The sequence below is a fragment of the Streptococcus parasanguinis genome, from assembly GCF_015557775.1.
Classification (GTDB): domain Bacteria; phylum Bacillota; class Bacilli; order Lactobacillales; family Streptococcaceae; genus Streptococcus; species Streptococcus parasanguinis_AA.
In genome coordinates this window covers 367,537-393,837 of the sequence record NZ_JADNOY010000001.1, presented here as the reverse complement: position 1 = coordinate 393,837, position 26,301 = coordinate 367,537, and the positions used below count along the sequence as shown (strand labels likewise).

The following is a 26,301-nucleotide window of genomic DNA, read 5'->3' as shown; positions in this document are numbered from 1 at the left end:
AACTCTGCTTTCTAAATTAATAAAGTATAATCAATCGTTATTCTCCAAAAATGGTACCACCAAATCAATCCACTCTTGAGGCAGGTAAGCTGATAAATAGCCATGGTTATAGCCCTTTGCTTCATACAGGATCGTGTTGGGATGTAGCTGATGAAATAATTTCGCTGATGCTTTCACACAGTTCAATTCTTTTTCACCGTAGATATACAGAACCTGCGCCTTGCTAGCAGAAATTGTGTCCTTGAGCTTGTAACGCCCCATATAGGTTTTGTAAATGGTCACCAATGTTTTGATAGGCGTCCTTGGGAGATCCTCCAAATAATATGCTTTTATTTCCTCTGGATAAGCCAGTTTAGGATAGAGTTTGTCCATCATGCTTAATTGAAGTTTGCAAGAGAATTTACTGAACATCAATTTACCAAATAGAGCTACTAGAAAGATGCTGACTTTAGCTAGCCTTGGTTGAGGAATACAGAGGCTTCCATCTATGACGGCCTTCTCAGCTATCTCGCTGTCTAATGTCAAAAGCTCCATGGCAATTTGACCACCAAGTGAAACGCCACCGATCGCAAACACCTTTCCACCACAGTTTGCTTTGACATAGTTTAGGATCTCCAAAGCAGAATCTTCCGTAGAAACATAATCGAGTGGATATTCTTCACCGTGGCCATTCAGCGTGGGTAGAATAACACGGTATTCTTCTGACAAGATCCGTGCTTGACGAAGATAATTCCACCAAGAACTGCCACCGCCATGTATCAGTAAGATAGGAGACAAATTCTTATCACCAAATTCATGGAATTTCATATTTAAACTCCTTACTATACCAGTTTAACTTGTATTGATTAAAATCACCCATATTAAAGATAGTCAGATGTGTTTAAATTTGGGCAAATAATCGTGTCATATTTTCCAAAAATGATATTCCAACGTTTACATTATTCAGTCTTCTTCTTGTTCAAGTACCAACTAGGAATGATTTGATTCATATCATCATACCATTCTAAAATTTCCTTAGCTTGTTGTTGCATTACTGATATTTCTTCAGCTCCGTAAGGTACAGCCCATGACAGAGCACCAACTATGTTATTTAGAATATAGATAGCGAGAAGCTTCCAAAATAAATCCGGAACCTTATGATCAAAATATCCATCTATCATACCAGACGCAAAAGAGGAAGAGACTTGAGCAGACCATACAATACGATTGAATTCCTCCCAAGGATCCCCGACGTCAAAGCGATCAAAATCAATGACATAAATTTTATGATCTTCACCAATCATGAAATTCCCGATGTGATAATCTCCATGTTGGAAAACCTGAGGTCTATCTTTTAACAATTCACGATTTGCATTTAAAAAATCAATAAAGATCTGACCATTTTTATATTGAACGGGACATTCTTTGTATTTGGAGATTTTGTCATCAATTTTTCGATTATAAAAGACCTCCCAATCTTCACGAACTTCTGTAACAGGAAGTGAATGAATTTTTCGAAGTATACTTCCTGCTTCTACTCCATAAGTATATTGTTGTTCTTTCGAAACAGTTAAAATGGTTTCTCGAGCATCTTTCCCGTCTATCCATTCGTGTAAAGAATGTACTTCGTCATCGCAGAGTTCTATGCTAATTGGCTTACACATCGGAATTCCAAGAGAAGCCACTTTCTCCATCATATCAAATTCAAATTTTTTAGAATCTAACTTCTCCTTATCAGAAACACGCAAGAAATATTTTTGCTGATTTTGATCTGTCACACAATATTTTTTATCATCTGACCAGCCTTTATTTATGGCTATCTTACTACTAAAATTCATCACGCACTCTCCGATTCACTTTCCAACACTTCTTGCAGTTTTCACTAGTAACCCATCCAGTTTGTCTACACTTTAGTTACCTAGATCAAGATTTAGATAATGAAAACTAGTCAATTTTCTCAATAATGTTTCCAAGTTTATCCAATACAAGACATGAATGATCATTTAGTGGAATTATGGGAACATGAACGAGTTCTTCAGCTCTATCCTTATTAGCTTTATCATTCCAGGAATCATAATGGACACTAATTAAAAACTGACTAAAGAGTCCTAATCCATTTTTTATCTTTATATGATGATCTGAATGATCATTAGGTGAAACATAGACTTTTTCTCCTAATAATAGGGCTCCTGCAGAAAATCCCATAACTTTCGCCCCTTTATTCAGCATATGAACGATATAATTTTTGAACTCCTGATTGACATAAGTAGCTAGATACTTTTCCGTATTTCCACCACCGATGATGATGACATCAGCATCTAGATAGCTATCAAAATCAATCTGCTCAGTGTCCAAGAGTAAGTAATCAGTGTTTAGGTTAGAAAAATGGCTTCGGAAAACTTCCGTGTACTTTTTCATATACGGTTCCCAATTTTCTCGATAAACTGTAAAAATGACAATTCTTTCGATCTTCCTTGATGACACAATTTTATTAACAATCTTATGATTCTTTATCGGCGGATTTCCACCCATCAAAAAAATTTGTGCTTCCATTTTTTCTTTGTCCTTTCTCAAAAACGAGGCAAAGATGGTACTCCAACTTTTAATCTGTCCATACAAGTTTTACCGATAGCTCTCAGAAACTCTTCGCATCTACCGAATTTCAGAACAAAGGCAGCTCATTCTGATTTCATATCAGCCTCTCGTAATAGCCTATCTTCTATTTGCTTTTACCTATCTTTTTCCTCTGCTAGACACTCTAGCTCCTCGATAGAATGACGATGTCTGTGCTTCTCTTCTGTTAGATAATGCTTGTGGACATGCGAATGCCTTACCGTATGCGTGTGGGTACTTCCGCCATGGCTATGAGTGAATGTATGCTGGTGTTCATGGTCATGTTGGCGAATAAACGTATCGACTACCACTAAAGCAGAACCAATGACCATCACGATCAAGGCGATCACATACATCCAGGATAAGGATTCACTTAAAAATACAAAAGCAAGGAGAGCCCCGATCAAGGGATTGACAGCATAATAGGCACTAGTTTTAGCTGCTCCGAGAACATTCTGGGCTCTCACATACATGAAAATGCTGAGTCCGTAGGCTACAAAACCTAAAGCCAAGGCAATGGCGATAAAGCCAAATCCTGGAAAGGACTCTCTTTTTATCAGGGCAATGACCAGGGCTCCAAGACCAGAGCATAGGCCTTTTAGCATCACAATTTGATAAGTGCTCTTTGATGATAGTTCTCTAGTGCAGTTATTTTCAAGTCCCCAGCAAACGGTAGCCATGATCACCAGCAAAGAACCATAAGAGAAATGAAAGCTGTCTGTTCCTTCAAACGACAGCAAGATGCTTGACAGGGTGATTAGCCCAATAGCTACCCATAATCTTTTGGTTACAGCTTCTTTAAAGAGAATCAGTGCAATGACCGTCGTCGCCACAATTTCAAAATTCCCGAGAAGCGAGGCATTAGCTGAGGAACCATAGCTGATTCCAAGCATCAGAAAAATCGGTGCAGCAATATCGAGAACAATCATTCCGACAATATAGGGAAGATCTGCTTTTGTCAGGCTCTCAGCTTTCTCTCTATCCTTCTTATTAAAAAGTGACATCATCCCAATACCAATCCCGGCACCGAGATACAGCAATGCTGCCATTGTAGTCGGGCCCACATGCTGCAAAAGAACCTTTGATATCGGTACATTTATGGCATAAAAAACAGCTGCCAGAAAGGCAAACATAATTGCTTTGAGCTTATTTTGCTCCATCAATTTTACTCCTCTATTTCATTATTTCTGGTCATGACATCTATATCACAGCCCAGATCCAAACCAAAGTATCACTCCATCCAAACAGGTATTTCTCTTAGAACTCAAAAGGTTTGGGGAGTTCAAAGCTCCAGTGGAGCTTTGAAGCCTCTCAGCTTGAAATGTCAAAGCGAGATGTTTAACTGCGTTTTATTAACAAACTTATACACTCGACATGCGCAGTCATCGAGAACATATTCACATACTTTTTAACGATAGCATAAGATTATCGTTAAATGGTATTACCTAGATAAACTGAGATTTTATTATTTCTTTTTCTTTGGTTTTGGTGCAGGTAACTCATCATACATTGAATTAAATAAGCCGGTTAAATATTCTTTGTTGTCAACATCATCTACCAATAGCATTTCCTTTGCACCTTCATAAGGCAATTCGTATTCTACATTCGGCATATACGCTATTGCAGATTTGACAGGCTTCACTAAAAATCTATCATCATAAATTCCACCCATGATTTTCCCTCGATAATAAATTATATACTCACCCATCATTGCTCTATATGATATTTCTTCCAACTCGGACAATTGTTCTAAAATGAAATCTAAATATTCTTTACTTGAAGCCATTTTTGCTATCTCCCTTAATTACTAAAATTTCAATAGTCCATTTTCATCAAATTGAAAATTGGGTCCCCAAGAAACTTCCCAATAATATCCATCTAAGTACGAAAAATATGCGTGATATCCACCCCAGAAAAGTACCTGTGGCTCTTTTACAGTTTTTCCACCTGCTTTTTATTACTAATTCTATTACTAGCCAATATAGTATAAATTAAATGACCAATAAAAATGAAGATAAAAATAACATAGCAGCCAGTCTTACAACTTACTACTTTTCAAATGATAATTTATAAATGTCTTTCCAGCCACTCGATCTTCTTAAAATCCTTATTGTTATTGTGATCATTTCGATAGGAGTCTTGAGAAGAAGCTTTGTAAATACTTAGATACTGCTCCAGACTTGGAAGACGAAAAGTGATGCCTTCAATGTGAATAAGCTCTATGTCCGATTCCGAAACTCCTGCAAAATCAGGTAAGGAATCGATACTTCCAAATTCAACACTCACTCGATCCTTTTGGAATTCATGCTCATGAATATCTATTAAGACGTAGCCTAAGTCTTTCATTACTTTCATTATCTTGTCCCAATCATAAATTCTGAGATGATCAGGTGCTTCCCAACCTCTAGGGTCACCAGGCACATGAATGTCAATGTCAGACGGCCCCCAATTTTCTTTCGTTCTAAACTCCAATCCCAAAGACCCCATCAGTGTCGGTGTAATTCCGACTCGGTTTAAATGGAAACAAATGGTTTTAAATTCTTCAAATAAGAGACTCATGTTTACTCTAAACCTTTCATCTAAATGTTCGTTATTTCTACTTTATTACCTTGAACATAATCATCTTCATTTTCTAGAGTATATCCAGTTATTTTGGATACAAATTCTTTTCCTTCTTTTAAGGACCCAAATGCGACTAGATCTTTAATAAGAAGGATTTTAATATAATTCCAGCATATATATCTCTAGTCCTTCTGATTTTTGAACGATTATCCACATTTCACTAACAAACTTACACATTCAACGGTTCGGACTTACCGTATCATCGCGTCGGTTTCCCTCCTCATTCTACGAGTACTATCGCATGGGCGGAACATCTCCTTCTACTTCGCTGATGCCTCAGCTCGTACAAGCAGTGATACCGCCTCAACATGATGCGTTTGTGGACTCAAAAGGTTCAGTGAACCTTTTGAGGATTATCTGCATTTTACCAACAAGCTTACACATTCGACGTGATGTGTTTGTGGACTCAAAAGGTTCGGGGAACCTTTTGAGGATTATCTGCATTTTACCAACAAGCTTACACACTCGACGTGATGCGTCTGAGGAAAAAGATCCACCGGCTGGACTTTCTTCAATTCGTAGCCCAATTCTTGATAGAGTTTGATATCACGCGCCATGGTGGCTACGTTACAGGAGATATAGGCGATACGGTCAGCTCCTGTTTGAGCGCTTGCTTTGATAAAGCTTTCGGTTAAGCCTTTACGTGGTGGGTCGACTAGGATAGCTGTTGGTTGGATTCCTTCCTTGAGCCAATTCTTCATGGCATTTTCAGCTGTCTCACAGACATAGTGGGCATTGGTGATACCGTTCAATTCTGCGTTCTTCTGGCTATTCTCCACTGCTTCTGGGATGACCTCAACTCCATAGACTTCCTTGACATGCTTGGCAACTGATAAGCCAATAGTTCCGATTCCTGAGTAGGCATCAATCACCACATCATCTTCTCTTAAGTCCGCAAAGTCAATAGCTGTTTGATAGAGCTTCTCTGCCATTTCGGTATTGACCTGGTAAAAGGCTGGTCCAGAGATTTGGAAGCTATTTCCCAACATTTGATCGGTAATATAGTCTTGACCATAAAGCGTACGCCATTCTTTCCCAAAAATGGCATTGGTATTCTGGTCATTAATATTTTGCATGACGGATTTGATAGCTGGGAATTGCATGATCAGCTGCTCGATCAACTGGTCAACACGGAAAATCTTGGGACGAGTGGTGATCAAAATGACCATGATTTGACCTGAATGATGACCTCGGCGAACGACGAGATTGCGAATCAAGCCAGATTGTTCCTTCTCATCATAAGGCTTGAGGTCAAACCGACGAATCAAATCACGAAGCGCTAAGACTACTTGGTCAATGACGGGATCTTGGATGTAGAAATCTTCGATCGGCATCAAATCATGAGAGTTCTTCCGAAAGAAGCCTGTCTCGACCTGACCATTGACACGACGAACAGGGACTTGGGCCTTGTTGCGGTATTGGACAGGATGGTCCATTCCCAAGGTCAGGGGCACTTCCATATCAGTGATTCCCGCCATCTTGTAGAGGCTATCCTTGACCTGCTTGGCCTTGAATTTCAGTTGCTCGGGATAAGCCAGGTGGCCCAAGTCGGCGATTCCGCTTCGTAAATAGGCAAGATCCAGCTTTTCATTACGATGGGGGGATTTTTCTAAGTACTCCTCTACTTTTCCGTAGCCAATCTTTTTGTTGACTTTAAGCACGCGCATGCGGATGATTTCTCCTGGCAGGGCATTCTCCACAAAAAAGACCAGGCCATCGACCTTAGCCACTCCTGCTCCTTCGTGTGTCAAATCGACAATCTCAACGGTTACAATTTCATTTTTCTTTAACATGGTGTTCTATCTTTCTACAAATTAAAAGGGGTGGAGTCCAAAACTCCTATCCCCTTATTATATCATCTCAGTCCCATTTGGTACAATTTCTTTTTATAAGCATCGAAATCGACGAGCAAGCCTTGGCCACCATACATATCGTAGGCATCGACCCAATCCCCATTTTCTGGGATGGTCACTCGTTCAATTCCTTTTCCAGCACTACCGACTAGGCCAAGTCCATTGGTCAATAGGAAGGAGAAAGGTACATTGGTAGATGTCATAGCAAAGACTTTCCCGAGGGCTTCTGATCCCGTAAAGAGTTTGGTTGGATCCTTGATCTGGTGCATAATGGCAGACATGACCTCTTGCTGGCGACGAGTCCGGCCAAAATCCCCTTCATCATCCTTACGGAAACGCGAGTAATTGAGAAGGGTCCGGCCATCCATCCGTTGCTTTCCAACCTTGATGGTTTGTTGCGGAACGACACCGTCTTTCATGTTCAAATCGTCTGGAACTTCTACTTCACTGACCTTTTCGCCATCAACCGTTGAAAACTGCGCATTCATCTCGACCCCATTTGGGAAGAGGGTATCGATCGCTGTCGCAAAGGTCTTGAAATCGACCATGGCGTAATATTGGATGTCAATGTCAAAGTTATCTTTGAGCATCTGACGCACCAATTCAGCCCCTTGGTTGTTATTTTGCTCCCCGATAGTGAAGGCTGCATTAAGCTTCTGGTCGTAGTAGCCATCATATTCAGGAATATTTTGCTGGCTGACACCATCGATATGGACCAATGTATCCCGCATGAAGCTGACCATCTTGATCTTGCCTTCTTTGTTATTGACATTGACCACCATGATGGAGTCTGTCCGGGTCTCATCCGATTTCTCACCGATCCGACCATCTGTCCCCAAAATCAGGATATTGACCCCATCTCGCGACTTCTTGCCGTTAAATTTCTCAACGACAGCCGGTTTGGCATCTGGACCTGTCGGCTTGCTGTTCAGGCCTTTCACAAACATGAAGACCATACCACCGATAATGAGCAAGAAAAAGAGAGCAATCCACTTGAGAATCCGTTTGACGCGGATCTTTTTCCGTGGTTTCTTAGGTATATCGCTCGTCGCAGCAACTGCTTTCTTCTTAGACTTTTTGCTACGCGATTGGTAAACAGGGAGAGCCCCAATCGGTTCAGCAATCTCACCTTGCACTTCTTCTGTAGTGTCTACCTCCGGTTGAAGGGCTTCTGCTTCCTCATAAGCTCCTTGGCTCTTCTTGAGCAGGTAATTGTATTCTAGTTGTTCTCGTTCATTCAAATAATGAAAATTTGAGTATAAGTACTCTAATCGCTTTCGCTCATGGTGAGATAGAAAGTTGGATTCGTTACTCATCTTTTCTCCATTCCGTTATCTTTTAAGGTATAGACCTGATACTGACCCAAGACTTTTGTCTGAATGCCCAAACTATCTAATTCTTGATAGGCAAATTGCAGAAGATCAGGCGCTTCGTTTAGGAGGTCAATAATGAAAAAGTATTCTCCTAAAGCTGTTTTTAGGGGACGACTTTCAATCTTGGTTAAATTGATTCCCCGCCAAGCAAAGGTGGACAAACCCTTATAGAGGGCTCCTGCCAGATTACTTGGCAAGGTTAAAGCCAAGCTAATCTTTTGACTCGAAAGATTCAAAGTTTCTGAAATCAAGGGCTCTTTTGCCCCTAAAATCCAAAACCGCGTGTAGTTGTCCTCGATTTCTTGGATGTCTTTGGCCTGGACTTCCAAATCGTACTCACTGGCTGCTGCCAGAGGGGCAATAGCTGCAATCTCCAATTCTGGATGTTCTGCTACATAGCGGGCTGCATAGGCTGTTGAAGCCGTCATTTCCATAGCCACATCTGGATAATGGGCCCTTAGAAAAGCCTTCCCTTGGGCCAAGGCCTGTGGATGCGAATAGACCGTTCGAATGGGGCGATCTTTTTTAGCCACCAAGAGCTGTTGCTTGATGGGATAGACCACTTCTGCAACGGCCTGAATCGTTCCTTGATGAAAGAGGTAATCAATGGTCTCATGGACACTGCCTTCAATCGAGTTTTCAACTGGGACGACTGCAAAATCGATCTCTTGATTCTCATAAGCCTTGATGACATCTGTGATCGTCCGATAGGCGATGCGTTCAGAAGTTGGAAAACTATGAGTGGCCACATCATGAGTAAAGGATCCCTTGGGACCAAGATAGCCTACAAGCATCGAATGATCTCCGCAATTTCTTCAGGTGTTTTGTCCTCGACATCCACAATATGGGTAGCAATATCCTCATACAAAGGCAAACGACCATCAAAAATCTTCTTGAATTCTTCTTTGGTGTTGTTTAAAAAGAGGGGACGTTGCATGGCTTTGTCATTTTGAATGCGGCTGTACAAGGTTTCAAAATCTACCCGCAGATAAATGTTGTGAGGATTTTTTTCCAAGAGGGCACGGTTATGAGGGTTGACGACAATCCCGCCTCCAGGAGAAATGATGGCCGCTTCATTTTCCAATAAACGCTCTAACATTTCAGCCTCGTGGCGGCGAAAGGCAGCTTCTCCTTCCACTGCGAAATAATCATTGATCGACATGCCGATCTCTTCAACAATTAATTCATCCATATCATGGAACTTTGGATCAAGAATGCGACCAACGGTCGTTTTACCTGTTCCCATAAAACCAAGTAAAATTTTAGCCATGCAGTAAGGTCTCCAAATCTTCAAAAAAACTAGGGTAACTGGTGTTGATGGCCTCTGCCCGATCCAACACCACATTTCCATCTCTCACCAATAAGGCAGCAATGGCAACCATCATCCCAATCCGGTGATCTCCAAAGGTCTCTAAGTCTGCTCCATGTAGGGGAGTCGGTCCAGTGATGATCATGCCGTCTTCCGTTGGCACGACATTGGCTCCCATAGCATTGAGGCTATCTGCCACGACCTGGATGCGGTCCGTTTCTTTCATACGAAGCTCCTCAGCATCCGCAATCACGGTCTGACCAGTTGCTTGTGTCGCTAGTAAGGCAATAATCGGCAATTCATCAATCAAGCGTGGAATCAACTCCCCATCAATCCGAATCCCTTTTAAGGACGAGGTCTTGACAGTGAGACTTGCAGAGACCGCTTTTTCATCGCGATCCTCCATGGTGAGATCTCCCCCCATTTCTTGAATCACATCAAGAATCCCTGTCCGCGTTTGGTTGATGCCAACATTTTCAATCTTGATCACACTATCTGGAAGGATGAGTCCAGCCACTAACCAAAAGGCCGCACTGGAAATATCTCCAGGAACAATGACTGTTTGACCTTTGAACTCTTGTCCACCCTGGATGTGGATAGTTTTTCCATCCACCTGGATCTCCCCACCAAATTGGCGAATCATATCCTCTGTATGGTCACGCGTCTTTTCCTTCTCGATAATCGTCGATTCACCTTCAGCCTGTAGAGCGGCAAAAATGAGAGCAGACTTGACTTGAGCCGATGCCACTGGCAAACGGTAATGAATGGCTTGAAGCTGATGGGTCCCTTTTTCATGCAAAGGCGGGCAATCGCACTCTCCCTGGCCAGCAATCTCTACTCCCATCTGACGCAGTGGAATCGCGACACGATCCATGGGACGTTTGGATAGGCTGTCGTCTCCAACCATGGTCACAGCAAAATCCTGACCTGCTAAGACACCGGAGATCAAACGAATAGAAGTTCCTGAATTGCCCATATCAAGGGGAGCGGTCGGAGTTTGAAGACCTTGAAAGCCTACTCCTTGAATCCGAATCACATCCCCGTCATCTTGGATGGAGACTCCTAAATCTCGAAACACCTGGATGGTAGAAAGCACATCTTCGCCTCGCAAGATATCATAAACCTTGGTTTCGCCCTTTGCAAGACTTCCAAAAATAATGGATCGGTGACTGATGGATTTGTCACCAGGGACACGAATGGTTCCCTTTAGACCCTTGCTATTGGTTCTTAATTTCATTGCCATCTCCAGAGTGCTTTTCCACATATTCTATCATAAATAGGACATGAATTCAATTTTTGATCAAAAATTTGGAACAAAAAACGAATGTTTCCAAGCATTTTTTGAGCTTGTTTTCCTCTAGTGGCGAACGAAAATACCAGAGTCGAAATGACAACTCTGGTAGAAATTTCTATTTGTATAAATCTTGAATTGGCTCAAAGATGATCTTTTCAAGATCTGCAAGATAAATAGACAATTGCTGTTGTTTAGTGAAAAATTCATTCACAATCGGACTTGCTTGGATTTTTTCCATGTAGTCCTTCATTTCTTGTTGCACAGCTTCTGTTGGAAGTTGACCAGATTGCATCAAGCCTTGCAGTTGATTTTGGAAAGCGACGTATTCGTCAAACAGTGTTTTCGCTTCTGGATTTGCTTCGATCGCTTGTTTGCTTTCTACGACAGCCTTGTATTCAGGAAGATCTCGAAGGGTCCGAGAGAGTTCATTTGCTACATCATAAATATTTGCCATTTTCTAGGCTCCTTTACTGATAAGATACTTCTATTATACTGTTTTTCCTTCAATATTCCTAAAATGAAGCAGGCCTTTTGATGCAAATCCTTCTGTAGACCTAGCGAGCAAGGACGGTATAAGACATCGCCTGGCTGATCAATGTTTGAGCCCGCTCTTGATCCTCTGCATTTTTAAAGGTCAGCTGCAAAATCCCGTGGATATCTTCCCGATTCTCTTCATTGATGTGAATATTGACCAAGGAAATCCCTTGTAAGAGTTGTAAGATTTCGAGGATCACACCTTCCTGATCTGGGACATCGATAAAGAGATCATAGGCACTATCGCGTCCAGCACGCTGATGGATCTGCATTTCTTTTCGGTGCTTGCGCCCCTCATGGAAAAAGGACCAAAGGGCCTCTTCGTTATCTGCTTGAATGGTCTCAGCCACCTGATCCAAACGGTCTTTGAAATCTGCAATCCGCTCTAATATCGCTTGAGGGTTGGACAAGAGAATAGAAGTCCACATGCCTGGCTCACTTTCCGCAATCCGTGTCATATCCCGAAAGCCACCAGCCGCAAAACGGCGGGTCATTTCATGCTCTTCCCCATAAGCTACGGCCTGCTCGACCAGAGTTGAGGCTAAAATATGAGGAAAATGGCTGATCTGGGAAGTCACTCGATCGTGTTCCTCGGCATCGATTTCAATAAATCGAGATCCCAATCCACTCAGAAGCTCTTTCAACTCTTCCATGGCACCCCCTGTCGTCAAGCTGGAAGGGGTAAAAATATAATAGGCATTTTCAAATAAGGTTGCATCTGCTGCTGCAGCACCTGTCTTATGACTACCAGCCATGGGGTGTCCTCCCACAAAGCGTACATCCTTATCTGTAAACACTTTTTCAGCTTGTGCGACAATTTCTGCCTTGGTAGAGCCTGCATCTGTCACTAGTACCCGGTCTTTCAAATGCAATCTAGCTAAGGTTTCTAAGTAAGACTTGGTTTGCTTGATGGGAAGGGCCAAAATAATGATATCTGCTAAAGGGGCAAAGGCTGCGAAATCATCCGTCACCTGATCCACCATTCCTCTTTCAAGGGCGATGGTTCGAGAGGCTTCACTACGATTGTAACCAAGAATCGTCACGTTTGGGTGGGCTCTCTTAATACCTAGAGCGAGTGAAGCACCAATCAAGCCCAAGCCTGCAATATATACAACTTTCTTCTCCAAAGGAAAACTCTTTCTCTTAAAAATTCTTCGTAAAGTCCCGGTGCTTAGCAACGGCTTCTTTCAATTCTTCCAAGTTATCGGATGAGAATTTTTCAAGCACTTCTGTAGCAAGGACCGTTGCGACCACTGCTTCCATTACCACTCCTGCAGCTGGTAGAGCCGTTGGGTCGCTGCGCTCAACCGTTGCCTTATAGGGCTCATGGGTCTCAATATCCACACTCATCAAGGGTTTGTAGAGGGTCGGAATAGGCTTCATGACGCCACGAACCAGAATGGGCTCTCCGTTGGTCATCCCCCCTTCAAAACCTCCAAGATTATTGGTGCGACGGGTATAGCCAGCTTCTTCAGACCAGATGATTTCATCCATAACTTGACTACCTTTTAGGCGACCTGCGTCAAAACCAAGGCCAAACTCAACACCCTTAAAGGCATTGATAGAGACCACTCCTTGAGCGATTTTGGCATCCAATTTCTTGTCCCATTGCACATAGGATCCTAGTCCAACAGGCACACCACCAACCAAGGTTTCCACAATTCCCCCGATGGTATCGCCATCTTTTTTTACTTGGTCAATGTAGGCCTTAACTGCTTCTTCTTGTTCTGGCACAACGATCGAAACTTCCGACTTCGCTGCCTTTTCCTTGATTTCTGAAACGGTTAGATTCTCGGGAATTGCAATCTCGATTCCCCCAAAATTCACAATGTGGCTGGCTACTTCAAGGCCGATCTCTTCTAAAATCCGTTTAGCAACTGCACCAACGGCTACACGCATGGTCGTCTCACGTGCAGAAGAACGCTCTAAGGAATTACGGAGATCATCGAAACGGTATTTCATCCCTCCGACTAGATCGGCATGACCAGGACGTGGCTTGGTGATCTTACGCAGATTTTTCTTTTTCTCTTCGACCGGTGCTACATTCATGATCTCTAGCCATTTTTGATGATCCAGATTGGTCACATTCAGAGTAATCGGACCTCCTATAGTCAAGCCATGACGGACCCCTGATGTGATCTCAACACGGTCACTCTCGATTTTCATCCGAGCACCACGACCATAGCCACCTTGTCGACGTTTGAGCTCTTTATTAATATCCTCTTCAGATAAAGGAAGGCCTGCCGGAACCCCCTCGATGATGGCTGTTAGTCGAGGTCCATGGGACTCTCCTGCTGTTAAATATCTCATACGACCTTATACCTTTCTTTCTAAAAAGTCCTTCATTTCTTGAAGAGGGATTTGATGAATCGCTGCTTGCCCCAACTCTGGAACAATTACTAATTTCAAGTTCGTCCCACGCGCTTTTTTGTCATGGGTCAAGGCTTGATAAAGGGCTTCTTTATCCCAGTTCTCATAGGTCACCGGAAGGCCAAATTTCCGGCACATTTCTTCGATTTGTTGGCTGATTCCTTTTGGCATCAAGCCCTTTTCTTCTGCAACTCGGGAGAGCTGCACCATGCCCATACTGACGGCTTCTCCATGCATAACCTGCCCATAACCAGCTGTCGCTTCAATAGCATGTCCAATAGTATGCCCAAAGTTGAGATACAGGCGAATGCCATTGTCCAACTCGTCTGCCACCACATGGTCTCGCTTCACCAGGCAAGATTGAGAAATGATGCTCTCTGCATGCTCTAAAATACTCTGGACAGAACCATCCATGGCTTCCAATTCTTCCCAGAGTTCAGTATCTTGGATGAGGCCGTACTTGATGACTTCGCCCATCCCCTCGATCAATTCACGTTGCCCCAACGTGCTCAACACTTCAGGATCAATAAACACACCGTCTGGTTGAGCAAAGGTCCCTACCATGTTTTTAGCAAGTGCTGTGTTGACCCCCGTCTTTCCCCCGATAGAAGAATCTACCTGTGCGGTCAAGCTAGTCGGGATCTGAACAAAGGAAATTCCCCGCATATAGGTCGAGGCAGCAAAACCAGCCAAATCACCAACTACGCCACCCCCAAGAGCAACGATTCCATCACTGCGCGTCATGCCCTGGGTAGCTAGAAATTCATAAACTTTTGAAACAGTGGTTAGATTCTTACTGGCTTCCCCTTGAAGAAACTCAAAGCGCACCACTTGAAAACCAGCTTTCTCAAGGCTCTTCTCTACGATAGACGCATATAGCTTAGCCACGCGGTTATCGGAAATAATCGCGACTTTTTTATCGCTCCAAAGAGTGCGCAACCAGTCTCCAACCTGGTTAAGACCACCTCTTTCAATCACAATACCATAGGAATGTCCTGGAATAGGTACCGATACGTTCATAGGAATCTCCTTCACGTTTTTCTTTGATTCTATCTTATCATGAAATAGGGCACATGTCTCAAACAAAATGAAAAAGAGACTAGAGCAAGACTGTTTTTTAAAAAATCAGTTCCTGTTCTAATCTCATAAAGCTTTTCAATAGGGAAAGGTAAAACTCTCTCTTAGTCACATACAAATTGGCGATATTCTGTTGTCAATGCTTCCCATACAGACTCTGTAGGAAATACTTTCCCAGTCATTAATTCAAAGGCAGCTTCAGCTTGATAAAAGAGCATTCCCAACCCATTTACCCTCTGGTTTCCTTGATTCACTGCTAGTTGCAAAAAGGGGGTCACTGCCGGATAGTAGGCCATCTCTACGATTAAGGCATGTGGGGGAAAGGTCAAGTGACTCGCTATCGGAAGAGACTCACTATCCATCCCAACACCAGTGGCATTTAAGATGAGATCGGCTTGATGAAAAGAGTTTTGAACATCTTCATTTTTCTCAATCGCATACAATTCTATCAAGAAATCAAAGCCATCTTCAATCAACTGAACGATTGAACGATAATGAACCAATCTCTCCTCTCTCACAAAGACAAGGATTCGTTTTACACCTAGATGAATGGCCTGCGCAATAATCGCTAAAGCTGCACCACCTGCACCTAAGAGAACCATTGTTTTTCCCTTAATGGAGAAAGCTGGAGGTAAACTACGAAAGAAACCAATTCCATCCGTATTATAGCCTTTAAGCTTGCCATCACGGTGAACAATGGTATTGACAGAACCGATCTTTCGGGCCATCTCATCCACTTCATCTAAGTAAGGAAAGACCTTCTGCTTATAGGGCATGGAGATATTGGCTCCGATCATATCCAACTTACGAATTTGACTGATGGTGCTTTCTAAGTCTTCTTCAGCAATATCCCAAGCTAGGTAAGCAGCATTGGTCGCTGTTAATTCATAGGCTAGATTATGGATGAAAGGAGAGATACTATGACGAATCGGATGGGCAATGACTGCTGCTATCCGAGTGTAGCCATCAATCTTCATTTAATAATTCCCGAATTCTTCGCATATTTTCAAGAGGGATTTGACCAGGCGCACTTCCTTCTCCGACTCTAGCATAAGACCAAGAAGAGCCTGTCAAATCAGCTGTCAAGCGCGAAATCTTCCCGACCTTACCCATGGAAATCGTTACATATTCTTGCTCAGGATTCAGCGTCTTGAAACCACGCGTATAATTCATCAAGTCAAGGACATCTTGTTCATTGTGGGCCATAACCGATACCTTGACCAATTTTGGAGAAAAGCTAGTCAATTCCGATAAGATCTCCATCATATTTTCCGGTGTCTCTTGGAAATTGTGGTAGCTGAGAACAAGATTTGAAAATTCCAACATTTCTTCAAAGACTTCACGGTGACTATAATACTCGAAATCGATATAATCCGGATGATAGATGGATTGAATATCTTTCAGGATTCCAACATATTCCTCGTTGGTCAGCTCCATCTCTCCACCTTCAGCTCGAGTCCGCAAGGTGAATAAAATTTCGCGTCCAGCAAATTTCTCAAAAACTGCAGGAGCGACGGTTAAGATCTCGCTTTTTTCTAAAAAGTCCGCACGCCACTCAATAACATCTGCATCCTCATAACGCGAACTATCTAGTTGTTGCGCCTCTTCTAAGGAGCGAGGCATAATCGAAACAACTAACTTCATACATCCACCCTAATCGTAAATACTTTTAAGTAATTACTACTTTCTTCTTTCTTGTTCCATCGAAAATCTCCCGGAAGGCCGTATTCCGCTACATAGCGATGCTTACGTCCTTGAAATCCCTTTTCGATTTGTTTTTTAAATTTATCTTTGGTCACATTTGCCGCATTGGTACTGAGAATCAAGGTCCCACCTGGATTTAAAATCTCGAGGGCCTCGCTCACCAACCGATGATAGTCTTTAGCGACTGAAAAGGTCCGTTTTTTATTTCGCGCAAAGCTAGGCGGATCGAGTACGATCACATCATAGCTTAGGTCATGGCGTTTGGCATATTTGTAATAGTCAAAGACATCCATCACGACAAAACGATGAGCATCCAGCGCCAAGCCATTTGCCACAAAATGCGCTTCTGATAATTCTCTACTTCTCTTAGCCAGATCGACCGAAGTTGTCTCAACTGCTCCACCCATTGCCGCAGCAACAGAAAAGGCCGCCGTATAAGAGAACATATTGAGCAAGGACTGTCCTGCTGCTATGCCATCGACCAAGCTACCTCGGACTTCATGTTGATCCAAAAAGATCCCCGTCATCAAGCCATCATTAAGAAAGACTTGGTAAGAAACTCCATTTTCAAGAATCAAAAATTCTTGCGGTGCTTTTTCTCCATAGACATGAGCCGATTCATAGTCCAAACCTTTAAAGCGAATCTTTTCATAGCCACCTCGGACTTCTGAAAAAGCTTCTTGAAAGGCTGCTAGAATGGTTTCCTTGATCTGAAATACGAAAGAATTGTACCAAGAAAAGACAACAAACTCACCATACAAGTCAACCGTGAAGCCACCAAAACCATCTCCCTCTTGGTTAAAAAGACGAAAGGCTGTCGTCGTTTCATCCGCATAATAAGAACGACGGTATTGCTTGGCTTTGATGAAAAGCTTTTTAAAAAAGTCTTGATCAAAAGCGACCAACTCTTGTGAAACAAACCATCCAATCCCTTTATTTTGTTCAGATAAGTATCCGACCCCGAGGGATTGTCCATCTCCTGAAAGCAATTGAACCGCTTGATCAAAAGCGGGAAGTGAGTCAAAATCTTGCTTTTCAAGAAGAGATTGTCCTTGTTTAATTTTTGTTGCGACTTGGCGACTGACCGTGAGTTTTTTCATACCCTCTATTATAGCAAAAGTCTGCAGTTTTCACAAAGAGAGGCTTTATTTACTGGAACTTTTTTTACCATTTTATCCTAGTTCTCATCATTTAGCTTCAAATGATATAAAATGCCGGATCTTTCCTATTTCTTTCCTCTCCTTTACAGTCATTTTTTTCTTTCTACATAAAATTGTGGTATACTTGTATATGAAAATTTTTAGGAAATAAGACAAGGAAGTAACATTTTGTGAAAAAAATTACGAATTCGATACTCAATTTCATGAGTACCAGACTAGGATTTGTCTTGACCCTTCTGTTGCTCTACTGGTTCAAAACCATGTGGGCCTATTCAGTTGATTTTAATTTAGACATTCAAGGACCCTATCAGATTTTTCTAGCAGTGATCAACCCACTGCCGATCAGTTTGCTCTTCATCGGTCTAGCACTCTATATCAAACGAACCAAGCTCTTTTATAGTTTGGCCTTTGGGATCTACCTTCTCTTATTTATTTGGTTGATTTCTAACTCCATCTATTATCGAGAATTTACAGACTTCGTAACGGTCAATACCATGTTGGCTTCCAGCAAGGTTTCTGCTGGCCTCGGAGCTGCTGCTTTAGAATTGTTCCGCCCTTGGGATGTGATCTACATTCTAGATTTCCCTATTCTAGCTTTCTTCTTCTTTAAGAAATGGATTCGAATGGACAATCGTCCCTTCAATAAACGAGCTAGTTTTGCGGTTACCTCTTTATCGGCCATGCTCTTTTCGGCCAACCTTTTCCTCGCAGAAATTGACCGACCTGAGCTCCTGACTCGTGGGTTCTCAAACTACTATGTTGTTCGTGCCTTGGGTCTTCCTGCTTTTCTAGGATACAGCGCTAATCAAACTTATGTTGCAAACAAAGAGCGTTCCAAAGCATCTGAGGCAGATCTAAAACCGGTTGAAGAATATATCCAACAGCATTATGCCAAAGCTAATCCTGAATACTTCGGAATGGCCAAAGGCCGTAATGTCATCTACATTCACTTGGAAAGTTTCCAACAATTCTTGATCGATTACAAGTTGAAAGTAGACGATAAAGAATATGAAGTGACGCCTTTCTTAAATTCCCTCTATCATTCGAAGGAAACCTTTGCCTTTTCGAATGTCTTTAACCAAGTCAAGGCAGGGAAAACGTCTGATGCTGAGACCATGATTGAAACTGGGCTCTTTGGACTCAACCAAGGTTCCTTTATGGTGAACTATGGTGGAACCAATACCCAACAGGCCGCACCATTTATTCTTTCGAAAAATGGTTACAACTCTAGCGCTGTTTTCCACGGGAATGCTGGAAGTTTCTGGAATCGAAATACCGCCTATAAACAATGGGGCTACAATTACTTCTTTGATGCCAGCTACTTCACCAAACAAAACAGCAGCAACTCCTTCCAGTATGGTCTCAATGACAAATACATGCTCAAAGATTCCATCAAATACCTCGAGAGATTGCAACAGCCTTTCTATACGAAGTTCATTACGGTTTCCAACCACTACCCTTATACGACTAGCTTGTCAGGAGATGATCTTGGCTTCCCTCTTGCTAAGACACAAGACGAAACCATCAATGGCTATTTTGCGACCGCTAACTACCTAGATTCTTCGATCAAAGCCTTCTTTGATTACCTGAAAGAATCTGGTCTTTACAAAAATTCCATCATCGTTCTCTATGGGGACCACTACGGAATTTCAAACTCTCGTAACCCAGCTCTTGCTCCTCTACTTGGTAAGAACTCTGAAACGTGGTCAAGCTATGACAATGCCATGTTGCAACGCGTACCTTATATGGTAGTCGTTCCAGGTATGGATAAGGGTGGCATCATTGATACCTATGGTGGTGAGATCGATATGCTCCCAACCTTAGAACATTTGCTGGGCATTGAGTCCAACAAATTTCTCCAAGTTGGTCAAGATATGCTCTCACCAGAACATGATCAAATCGTAGCCTTCCGCTCCGCTAACTACTTTGTCACTCCTGAGTATACGAGCTATAGTGGCCGGACCTATTACACAAAAACAGGTGAGGAAATCACTAATCCTGATGAAAAAACCAAGGAAGAACTGGACAAGATCAGGGAAGCTGCTAACCTTCAATTGAAGATTAGCGATAGCATCCAGACCGGTGACCTCCTTCGCTTCTTCAAGGGCAATGATCTTGGAAAAGTCAATCCAGAAGATTATTCCTACACCAATTCCTTCAAGGCATTGAAGAAGATTGAAAAGGAAAAAGGTGACAAATCAACCAGCCTTTATAACCAACGTGGCAACCAGTCCACCGTTGATCTCTTCAAAGCACCAACTTATAAAGAATTGCACCCAGAAGACGATAGTTCTTCCTCAACAGAGACCAGTAGCAGTTCTTCTAAATAAAAAGAATCCCTGAGTTTAAAAACTCAGGGATTTTATGATTTCTTTAAAAAGAACTTAGTCTAGGACTTCAAAAACAGAAGCTGTTAAATTCTCCACGTAGAATGGTCGTTTATGACGACTATTCCCAACCATCAATTTCAATTTATTTGAATTTTGGAGGTAGTAAGGAAGTCCGCTGGCGTTGAAGATGACCAAGTACTTCTTGTCTCCTGTTAATTCATAGATGACAAGGCCACTGGTATCAGTTGCAGATTGAATAAAGACTTGTTGGTAGATTTTATCATAGCTTTCAAGCCCTAAGACAGGAAGACTTGTCTTCAAGGCGATCAAGCTTCGGATATAGGCAATTGATTCCTTGTTCTGACTGACCAGATCCCAGTTGACCTGATTCACAAAATCTGGAGCATTGTAGGAATTCATGGCCCGTTCACGATCCAAAGGTGTGATTTCTCCATCAGGACCTGTCGCTACCAATTTGGTCCGCATAAACTCTTGACCCAATTGCATGAAGGCCATGCCCTGAAAGAGCAGATTCATGGCCGTAGCCAACTCTGAGCGCTTGACCAATCCTGCTACTTCTACATTCGGATGAAGGGTCTGAAGCAAGTCATAGAGATTATAATTATCATGAGCCTCCACATAATTCAAGACCTGATTGGGACTTAAATAATTGCCAAGCTCTGCACTACCTAGAACAGCACGGGCAACGATATTCTCCGTCGATTTTCGGCTGACAAAGCCACGTTTGATGGAACCATAAACCTCAGCCCCTTTAATGGCATCACGCTCCGTATCATTGAAAAATCCAATTCGTGGCAATTGCGCTGCATTGTCTTTCTTAGCCTTGTCCTCTGGTGCGAGACCTGTTCCCATGTCCCAACCTTCTCCGTAAAGAAGAATGCGAGGATCCAGAGCGTCCATTGCCTCCCGAATAGCATTCATCGTCCTTACATCGTGAATCCCCATCAAATCAAAGCGGAAGCCATCGATCTGGTACTCTTTGACCCAGTGCGTGAGGGAATCAATCATGTACTTGCGGTACATTTCATGCTCACTCGCCGTTTCATTCCCAACACCTGTCCCATTTTGGAAGCGGCCATCTGGCTCCATCCGGTAATAATAATCAGGTACTGTATTTTGGAAAGGACCATGTTCGGTCGAATAGATATGATTGTAGACCACATCCAAGACCACAGAAATTCCTGCCTCATGATAAGCCCGGATCATTGTTTTGAGCTCTTTCATGGTTTGTTTCGGATTGGATGGATCCGTTGAAAAGCTAGTTTCTGGTGCAGAATAATTCTGAACGTCGTAGCCCCAATTATAGGTCACCTGGCCTTCATCGTCGTACTGTTTAAAGCGATCAGAAATCGGCTGCAGTTGCACGACATTGACCCCTAACTGACGGATATAATCAAAGGCAGTTGCATCGCCATGGCTATTGACGGTTCCTTCTTGGCAAGCCCCCAGATAGGTTCCACGTAAAGACTCGTCCACACCTGATGTCGGTGACTTGGTCAAATCCCGAAGGTGCATCTCATAAATCACTGCTTGACAAGGATTGTCCAAGCGCCAAGGAGTCGCATCGGCTCCTTTTTTAGGACCCCAATCAAACTGACGATCTGCTCTTGAAAGAATGGCTGAGCGCATCCCATCGGCTGTCGTTGCAATGCTATAAGGATCGCGCGTCACTTGAGTATGGTGTTCAAAATGGACACGATATTGATAAGCCATGCCACTTAAATTACCTAGAAAATCTAAAATCCAAACACCATGGGTATTTTCTGGGTGGTAGCTCGACTCTTGTTTGCCACGTGTCATCGGTATACTCTTCCAGATAGGCGCATCCAGCTCGGTTGATTGATAAAGTAACAATTCAACTTTCTTAGCAGTAGGAGCCCACAGTTTAAAGCAATGCTCCCCTTCTTCCTCTCGATGACCGAGCCATCCTTGATACGCCCATTTAGCATCAAACTCTCTATGACGCATTGCCATATCGTAGGCATGAGGCTGACGATGGCTGTAGGCATGACTCGTCAAAGCAGCTTGCAAAGAATAATAGACTGTATCGTCTCCATCGAGAATCCATACTTCTCGAACATAGCCTTCTGGTAAAAGTTCGATTTCAAAATCACGGGTCTTAGTGAGCCAATCCCCTTCTTTGACCAAGACATGGCCCCGGTTCAATGCATCCTCACTCTCGTATACCAGATTTCCCTCTACTCCAAAATAATCCAACTTGGAGAAAGAGACTGATTTTCCTTCTACTTGATCCTGCCACTGCCACATATCATAGGCAAAATAATTTCCTTTTTGCTTATGAAAATGAAGCTTTACATGGTATTGTCGCATAACATTTTCCTATTTCCAATTTAATACCGAAGGAACCATCCGCTTGTAAAACACGTAACGGACTCCAACTATTTGTTTTTATTCTTCAGATGTGTGAACCAAAGCATCGTTGTTGATTTCATCAATATTTGCAAAGAATTCCAAGTGATTATGGAAGACTTCCAATTCAACTGGCGTATCTCCTCCGTATTCCCCATCTAGATTGATGCGGAATGGTTGGGCATTTTTTCCTAACATTTCGATCGTCAACTTCTTGGTCTTGAGATATTCTACATTTTCATCGTGCACATGCTTGCCCCCATTAATAGCCTGAATCATCAAGGACAACATGTTAAAGAGCTTAGCAGTTTTTACGATAATCAAGGTAAAGTTCCCATCATCGAGCTTAGCGTCTGGTGCCACGCTTTCAAAGCCAGCAATTGAGTTGGTCAAGGCCACAAAAATCATAGACGCTGGCCCTTCAAAGACACCATTGTCGTGCTCAATCCGTACCTTTCGAGCCTTGTTTCGCGGCAACATTTTAGCTGCTTCAGCCACATAGGCAAAGTAACCCAAGCGAGATTTAACACTACTTGGAACACTGAAGGTCAATTCTGTCATGGTTCCTGCTGCAGCAATGTTGATGAAATACTTACTGCCATAGGCACGACCAATATCCATCTGAATGGTTTGATTCTTTTCGATAATGCGAGCAGCCGCCACAGGATCACCCATCGGGATCTTCAAGGCACGCGCATAGTCATTGGTGGTACCGGTCGGGATAAAGGCCATCTGCGGACGATTTTCCAGACCTGCGACCCCATTGACCACTTCGTTAATCGTACCATCTCCACCAGCGGCAATGATTAAATCAAAGCCTGCTTTAGCGGCTCTTTCTGCTTCATTTTGAGCAGAAAATGGTTCTGGAGTCGTTTGATAGGCGCTGGTTTCATAGCCCACGTCTTCGAGTACGTCTAAGACTTCTGCAATATTTTTCTTGATAATTTCTTGCCCAGAGGTCGGATTATAAATTAAACGGGCTTTTTTGATTCGTTCTACCATAAAGATCCTCTATAAACTTTCAAGCCAGGCCTCATCTTCTACCTGGATTCCTAATTCTTGTGCTTTGGTTAACTTGCTACCAGCGTCACTACCTGCAACGACTAAATCTGTTTTTTTGGAAACCGATCCAGTTACCTTAGCGCCCAGACTTTCTAATTTTGCCTTGGCTTCTGAACGCGTGAGTCGCTCTAGCTTCCCAGTCAAAACGACTGTCATTCCTGATAGGGCCGCATCAGCAGCGACTTTCTCACCAAGATAAGCCATATTGACACCAGCTTCTTTGAGCTCTTGCAAGAGACGCTTGGATCCTTCTTGCGCAAAATAACTCTTAAGGCTTTCAGCCACGACCATACCGAGACTGTCAATGCTGGCAATCCGTTCTGGATCAGCTGTAGCCAATTGATCGAGGTCATGAAATTCTTGAAGCAAGATTTGACTAACCTTGCTACCGACATGGCGGATCCCCAAACCAAAGAGTAACTTCTCAGCTGAATTCTCTTTTGAAGCTTGAATGGCTTCATAGAGTTTTTCAGCAGATTTTTCTTTAAAGCCTTCCAAGGTCAATAGATCCTCGACTGTCAGACGATAGATCCCAGCTACATCCTCTACCAACTGAGCTGCGAAGAGTTTCTCTACAACAGCTGGACCCAAGCCTGTAATATTCATAGCATCCCGACTGGCAAAGTGGTTCAATCCCTCCTTAATCTGTGCTGGACAGAGCGGATTGATACAGCGAAGGGCCACCTCATCCTCAAAATGAAGCAACTCACTCTGGCAGCTCGGACAATGAGTTGGAATGGCTAATGCTTGATCAGATACCCGTTTATCTTTGACGACACGCAAGACCGCTGGAATGATATCACCCGCCTTGTAGACAATGACGGTATCATCCTGATGAATGTCTTTTTCAGCAATATAGTCCACATTGTGCAAGGTTGCCCGACTAACAGTGGTTCCGGCTAGCTGGACTGGAGTTAGATTGGCAGTTGGGGTCACAACTCCGGTCCGTCCAACCGTCCAATCCACCGATAAGATTTTCGCTTCTTTTTCTTCAGCTGGAAACTTATAGGCGACAGCCCATTTAGGAGCTTTTACGGTAAAGCCTAGTTCTTCTTGAACAGCTAGGTCATTGACCTTGATGACGATCCCATCGATATCGTAGGGAAGATCCTCTCGAAGCTGAGCTACTTTTTGGATGAAGTCCCAAATTTGCTCCATATCCTCAGCCAGCACTCGCTCTTGGTTCACGACAAAGCCTAAGCGGGCTAATTTCTCAAGCACGCCTTCCTGACTGCTTTGATCAGTTGGACTCACTTCTTGATACAAGAAGGTTGCGAGATTTCGCTTGGCCACGATTTTCGTATCCAATTGGCGAAGCGTTCCTGCAGCAGCATTCCGCGGATTAGCAAACTCCGGCTCGCCGTTTTCTTGACGGATCTGATTGACCCGATCAAAGGAAGCCCGTGGCATGTAGCACTCGCCTCGAACTGTAATGTTCACTGGCTCTGGTAACACCAAAGGAATGTCCTTGACCCGCTTGAGGTTCTCTGTAATATCCTCACCGACAGAACCATCCCCACGTGTCGCCCCCGTTACGAGGACTCCATTTTCATAGGTGAGGGAAATGGACAAGCCATCGATTTTCAGCTCACATACATAGCTGATAGAAGGAAATTCCTTACGGACACGCTGATCAAAGGCTTCTAATTCTTCACGCGAAAAAGCATCCTGCAAACTATAAAGGGGATACTGGTGCTGGTATTTGGTAAAGCCTTTTAAAACCACACCACCTACACGGTGAGTTGGACTCTCTGGTAAGATCTCATCTGGATGAGCAGTTTCTAGTTCCACCAACTCCCGATATAATTGATCATATTCACTATCTGAAACAGATGGAGCGTCTTTTGTGTAATACTCGTAAGCATATCGATTGAGTAATTCCACTAATTCTTTCATTCTGGTTTTCATGTTCTTATTTTATCATAAAATCTTAATTTAGCCTTGAATTTACTGCATTCTTAGCATTAAAAAAAGGAGCCAAAGCTCCCTTTTCCTATTTTGTAAAATCGATCCGTTTAGAAAGTTGATTGATCACAATCGCTCCAAAAATCAAGGATGCGAATTCACCCAATCCCATAGTCAACCAGTTATAGAAGAATGGTTGGCCTTGAAGGTAGTATAGTTCCAAGGCAATCGTAAACATGGAGATGGAAAAGAAAATCGCAAACAAGAAATGGTCCAAGCGAATAAGACCGTCAAACAAGAACTTGTTTTTGAATCGACCAAATAGAATGAGTCCAAGTCCTAAGAAGACAAAGGTTGAACCTCCACCGACAAAGACATCGATCCATCCAAAACTAAATAAGTTAGCAATCATACAACCAAGCGTCACCGCAATCAAGTACTTCTTATTGTAAAAAGCTAAGAAATTCATCATTTCCGAAACACGGAATTGATAGCCATAGTAGGCCATAGCGTTAAGAGGTGGGGTAATGGTCAATACGATATAAATCGCAGCAACAATGGCAATTTGTGCCATATCACGAGCAGTTAACTGTTTCATCTATTCTCCTTTAGCGGTTTTCCCGCGTGTAATATGCTTGGCGAAAGGATCTTAAGCACCAAGGGTTGAAGGTTTGATTTCTTCAACCTTTCAAGTATAGCATATTTTGAGGTTTTATGGTAGACTG

General features: G+C 42.8%; 23 protein-coding genes and 1 riboswitch. Of the genes, 1 reads left to right on the top strand and 22 read right to left on the bottom strand.

The features are described from left to right. Positions 1 to 30: 30 nt before the first annotated feature. The 18 genes from I2F76_RS02080 to I2F76_RS01990 all read right to left on the bottom strand — a co-directional run bounded on the left by I2F76_RS02080 (position 31) and on the right by I2F76_RS01990 (position 17,828). Entirely contained in the window at positions 31 to 807 is a 777-nt protein-coding gene (locus I2F76_RS02080; protein WP_195487133.1) for an alpha/beta fold hydrolase, read from the bottom strand. A 131-nt stretch (positions 808 to 938) separates the two neighbouring features. Next, positions 939 to 1,817 carry an aminoglycoside phosphotransferase family protein gene (locus I2F76_RS02075; RefSeq protein ID WP_195487132.1) on the bottom strand — a complete coding sequence of 293 codons (879 nt, stop codon included), beginning with the start codon at positions 1,815 to 1,817 and terminating at the stop codon, positions 939 to 941. A 106-nt stretch (positions 1,818 to 1,923) separates the two neighbouring features. Then, the gene (locus tag I2F76_RS02070) at positions 1,924 to 2,532 is read right to left on the bottom strand and encodes a Type 1 glutamine amidotransferase-like domain-containing protein (protein WP_195487131.1); all 609 of its coding nucleotides are present in this window, start codon (positions 2,530 to 2,532) and stop codon (positions 1,924 to 1,926) included. A gap of 176 nt (positions 2,533 to 2,708) precedes the next feature. After that, the gene (locus tag I2F76_RS02065; RefSeq protein ID WP_195487130.1) at positions 2,709 to 3,752 is read right to left on the bottom strand and encodes a DMT family transporter; all 1,044 of its coding nucleotides are present in this window, start codon (positions 3,750 to 3,752) and stop codon (positions 2,709 to 2,711) included. Positions 3,753 to 4,057: 305 nt separating this feature from the next. Next, positions 4,058 to 4,378, bottom strand: coding sequence for a TfoX/Sxy family protein (locus tag I2F76_RS02060; RefSeq protein ID WP_070845560.1), 321 nt, complete (start codon positions 4,376 to 4,378; stop codon positions 4,058 to 4,060). 281 nt (positions 4,379 to 4,659) lie between these two features. Further along, entirely contained in the window at positions 4,660 to 5,151 is a 492-nt protein-coding gene (locus I2F76_RS02050) for a nucleotidyltransferase (protein ID WP_070845563.1), read from the bottom strand. A gap of 497 nt (positions 5,152 to 5,648) precedes the next feature. After that, complete coding sequence (gene rlmD, locus I2F76_RS02045) at positions 5,649 to 7,007, bottom strand: 23S rRNA (uracil(1939)-C(5))-methyltransferase RlmD (protein ID WP_195487129.1); 1,359 nt, start codon at positions 7,005 to 7,007, stop codon at positions 5,649 to 5,651. A gap of 62 nt (positions 7,008 to 7,069) precedes the next feature. Next, positions 7,070 to 8,383, bottom strand: coding sequence for an LCP family protein (locus tag I2F76_RS02040; protein ID WP_070586103.1), 1,314 nt, complete (start codon positions 8,381 to 8,383; stop codon positions 7,070 to 7,072). Then, positions 8,380 to 9,234, bottom strand: coding sequence for a prephenate dehydratase (gene pheA, locus I2F76_RS02035; RefSeq protein WP_195487128.1), 855 nt, complete (start codon positions 9,232 to 9,234; stop codon positions 8,380 to 8,382). Before pheA ends, I2F76_RS02040 begins: the two co-directional genes overlap by 4 nt. Continuing rightward, on the bottom strand, positions 9,225 to 9,710 hold the full coding sequence (locus I2F76_RS02030; protein ID WP_195487127.1) for a shikimate kinase: 486 nt from the start codon (positions 9,708 to 9,710) through the stop codon (positions 9,225 to 9,227). The genes pheA and I2F76_RS02030 overlap by 10 nt, the downstream gene beginning before the upstream one ends. Beyond that, positions 9,703 to 10,986: a 3-phosphoshikimate 1-carboxyvinyltransferase gene (gene aroA, locus I2F76_RS02025; protein ID WP_195487126.1), complete on the bottom strand. Its 1,284-nt coding sequence runs from the start codon at positions 10,984 to 10,986 to the stop codon at positions 9,703 to 9,705. The genes I2F76_RS02030 and aroA overlap by 8 nt, the downstream gene beginning before the upstream one ends. Before the next feature lie 172 nt (positions 10,987 to 11,158). Then, positions 11,159 to 11,497, bottom strand: coding sequence for a YlbF/YmcA family competence regulator (locus I2F76_RS02020; RefSeq protein ID WP_003014453.1), 339 nt, complete (start codon positions 11,495 to 11,497; stop codon positions 11,159 to 11,161). 100 nt (positions 11,498 to 11,597) lie between these two features. Then, positions 11,598 to 12,704: a prephenate dehydrogenase gene (locus I2F76_RS02015; RefSeq protein WP_195487125.1), complete on the bottom strand. Its 1,107-nt coding sequence runs from the start codon at positions 12,702 to 12,704 to the stop codon at positions 11,598 to 11,600. Positions 12,705 to 12,720: 16 nt separating this feature from the next. Beyond that, on the bottom strand, positions 12,721 to 13,887 hold the full coding sequence (aroC, locus tag I2F76_RS02010) for a chorismate synthase (RefSeq protein WP_195487124.1): 1,167 nt from the start codon (positions 13,885 to 13,887) through the stop codon (positions 12,721 to 12,723). Positions 13,888 to 13,893: 6 nt separating this feature from the next. Beyond that, entirely contained in the window at positions 13,894 to 14,967 is a 1,074-nt protein-coding gene (aroB, locus tag I2F76_RS02005) for a 3-dehydroquinate synthase (protein ID WP_195487123.1), read from the bottom strand. Positions 14,968 to 15,128: 161 nt separating this feature from the next. After that, the gene (gene aroE, locus I2F76_RS02000; RefSeq protein ID WP_195487122.1) at positions 15,129 to 16,001 is read right to left on the bottom strand and encodes a shikimate dehydrogenase; all 873 of its coding nucleotides are present in this window, start codon (positions 15,999 to 16,001) and stop codon (positions 15,129 to 15,131) included. Continuing rightward, positions 15,991 to 16,668 carry a type I 3-dehydroquinate dehydratase gene (gene aroD, locus I2F76_RS01995; protein WP_049504470.1) on the bottom strand — a complete coding sequence of 226 codons (678 nt, stop codon included), beginning with the start codon at positions 16,666 to 16,668 and terminating at the stop codon, positions 15,991 to 15,993. Before aroD ends, aroE begins: the two co-directional genes overlap by 11 nt. After that, positions 16,665 to 17,828, bottom strand: coding sequence for a class I SAM-dependent rRNA methyltransferase (locus I2F76_RS01990; protein WP_195487121.1), 1,164 nt, complete (start codon positions 17,826 to 17,828; stop codon positions 16,665 to 16,667). The genes aroD and I2F76_RS01990 overlap by 4 nt, the downstream gene beginning before the upstream one ends. A gap of 230 nt (positions 17,829 to 18,058) precedes the next feature. Here I2F76_RS01990 and I2F76_RS01985 point away from each other — a divergent pair, with 230 nt between their 5' ends. Further along, entirely contained in the window at positions 18,059 to 20,218 is a 2,160-nt protein-coding gene (locus I2F76_RS01985; RefSeq protein ID WP_195487120.1) for an LTA synthase family protein, read from the top strand. Positions 20,219 to 20,272: 54 nt separating this feature from the next. Here I2F76_RS01985 and pulA read toward each other — a convergent pair whose 3' ends face one another. The 4 genes from pulA to I2F76_RS01965 form a co-directional block, all read right to left on the bottom strand. Then, on the bottom strand, positions 20,273 to 22,570 hold the full coding sequence (pulA, locus tag I2F76_RS01980) for a type I pullulanase (RefSeq protein ID WP_195487119.1): 2,298 nt from the start codon (positions 22,568 to 22,570) through the stop codon (positions 20,273 to 20,275). Between the two features lie 78 nt (positions 22,571 to 22,648). Next, the gene (locus I2F76_RS01975; protein WP_003014385.1) at positions 22,649 to 23,611 is read right to left on the bottom strand and encodes a diacylglycerol kinase family lipid kinase; all 963 of its coding nucleotides are present in this window, start codon (positions 23,609 to 23,611) and stop codon (positions 22,649 to 22,651) included. A gap of 9 nt (positions 23,612 to 23,620) precedes the next feature. Next, a complete protein-coding gene (gene ligA / locus I2F76_RS01970) occupies positions 23,621 to 25,579 on the bottom strand; it encodes an NAD-dependent DNA ligase LigA (RefSeq protein ID WP_195326977.1) in 1,959 nt (652 codons plus the stop codon). Between the two features lie 85 nt (positions 25,580 to 25,664). Next, positions 25,665 to 26,174, bottom strand: a complete 510-nt coding sequence (locus I2F76_RS01965) for a QueT transporter family protein (RefSeq protein WP_003006740.1) — start codon at positions 26,172 to 26,174, stop codon at positions 25,665 to 25,667. Then, positions 26,172 to 26,278: riboswitch (PreQ1 riboswitch) on the bottom strand. (Overlaps the previous gene by 3 nt.) Positions 26,279 to 26,301: the final 23 nt, after the last annotated feature.

Coding starts and splice junctions, on each gene's coding strand:
- I2F76_RS02080 (WP_195487133.1), bottom strand. CDS start 807: ATGAAATTCCATGAATTTGGTGATAAGAATTTGTCTCCTATCTTACTG.
- I2F76_RS02075 (WP_195487132.1), bottom strand. CDS start 1,817: ATGAATTTTAGTAGTAAGATAGCCATAAATAAAGGCTGGTCAGATGAT.
- I2F76_RS02070 (WP_195487131.1), bottom strand. CDS start 2,532: ATGGAAGCACAAATTTTTTTGATGGGTGGAAATCCGCCGATAAAGAAT.
- I2F76_RS02065 (WP_195487130.1), bottom strand. CDS start 3,752: ATGGAGCAAAATAAGCTCAAAGCAATTATGTTTGCCTTTCTGGCAGCT.
- I2F76_RS02060 (WP_070845560.1), bottom strand. CDS start 4,378: ATGGCTTCAAGTAAAGAATATTTAGATTTCATTTTAGAACAATTGTCC.
- I2F76_RS02050 (WP_070845563.1), bottom strand. CDS start 5,151: ATGAGTCTCTTATTTGAAGAATTTAAAACCATTTGTTTCCATTTAAAC.
- rlmD (WP_195487129.1), bottom strand. CDS start 7,007: ATGTTAAAGAAAAATGAAATTGTAACCGTTGAGATTGTCGATTTGACA.
- I2F76_RS02040 (WP_070586103.1), bottom strand. CDS start 8,383: ATGAGTAACGAATCCAACTTTCTATCTCACCATGAGCGAAAGCGATTA.
- pheA (WP_195487128.1), bottom strand. CDS start 9,234: ATGCTTGTAGGCTATCTTGGTCCCAAGGGATCCTTTACTCATGATGTG.
- I2F76_RS02030 (WP_195487127.1), bottom strand. CDS start 9,710: ATGGCTAAAATTTTACTTGGTTTTATGGGAACAGGTAAAACGACCGTT.
- aroA (WP_195487126.1), bottom strand. CDS start 10,986: ATGAAATTAAGAACCAATAGCAAGGGTCTAAAGGGAACCATTCGTGTC.
- I2F76_RS02020 (WP_003014453.1), bottom strand. CDS start 11,497: ATGGCAAATATTTATGATGTAGCAAATGAACTCTCTCGGACCCTTCGA.
- aroC (WP_195487124.1), bottom strand. CDS start 13,887: ATGAGATATTTAACAGCAGGAGAGTCCCATGGACCTCGACTAACAGCC.
- aroB (WP_195487123.1), bottom strand. CDS start 14,967: ATGAACGTATCGGTACCTATTCCAGGACATTCCTATGGTATTGTGATT.
- aroE (WP_195487122.1), bottom strand. CDS start 16,001: ATGAAGATTGATGGCTACACTCGGATAGCAGCAGTCATTGCCCATCCG.
- aroD (WP_049504470.1), bottom strand. CDS start 16,668: ATGAAGTTAGTTGTTTCGATTATGCCTCGCTCCTTAGAAGAGGCGCAA.
- I2F76_RS01990 (WP_195487121.1), bottom strand. CDS start 17,828: ATGAAAAAACTCACGGTCAGTCGCCAAGTCGCAACAAAAATTAAACAA.
- pulA (WP_195487119.1), bottom strand. CDS start 22,570: ATGCGACAATACCATGTAAAGCTTCATTTTCATAAGCAAAAAGGAAAT.
- I2F76_RS01975 (WP_003014385.1), bottom strand. CDS start 23,611: ATGGTAGAACGAATCAAAAAAGCCCGTTTAATTTATAATCCGACCTCT.
- ligA (WP_195326977.1), bottom strand. CDS start 25,579: ATGAAAACCAGAATGAAAGAATTAGTGGAATTACTCAATCGATATGCT.
- I2F76_RS01965 (WP_003006740.1), bottom strand. CDS start 26,174: ATGAAACAGTTAACTGCTCGTGATATGGCACAAATTGCCATTGTTGCT.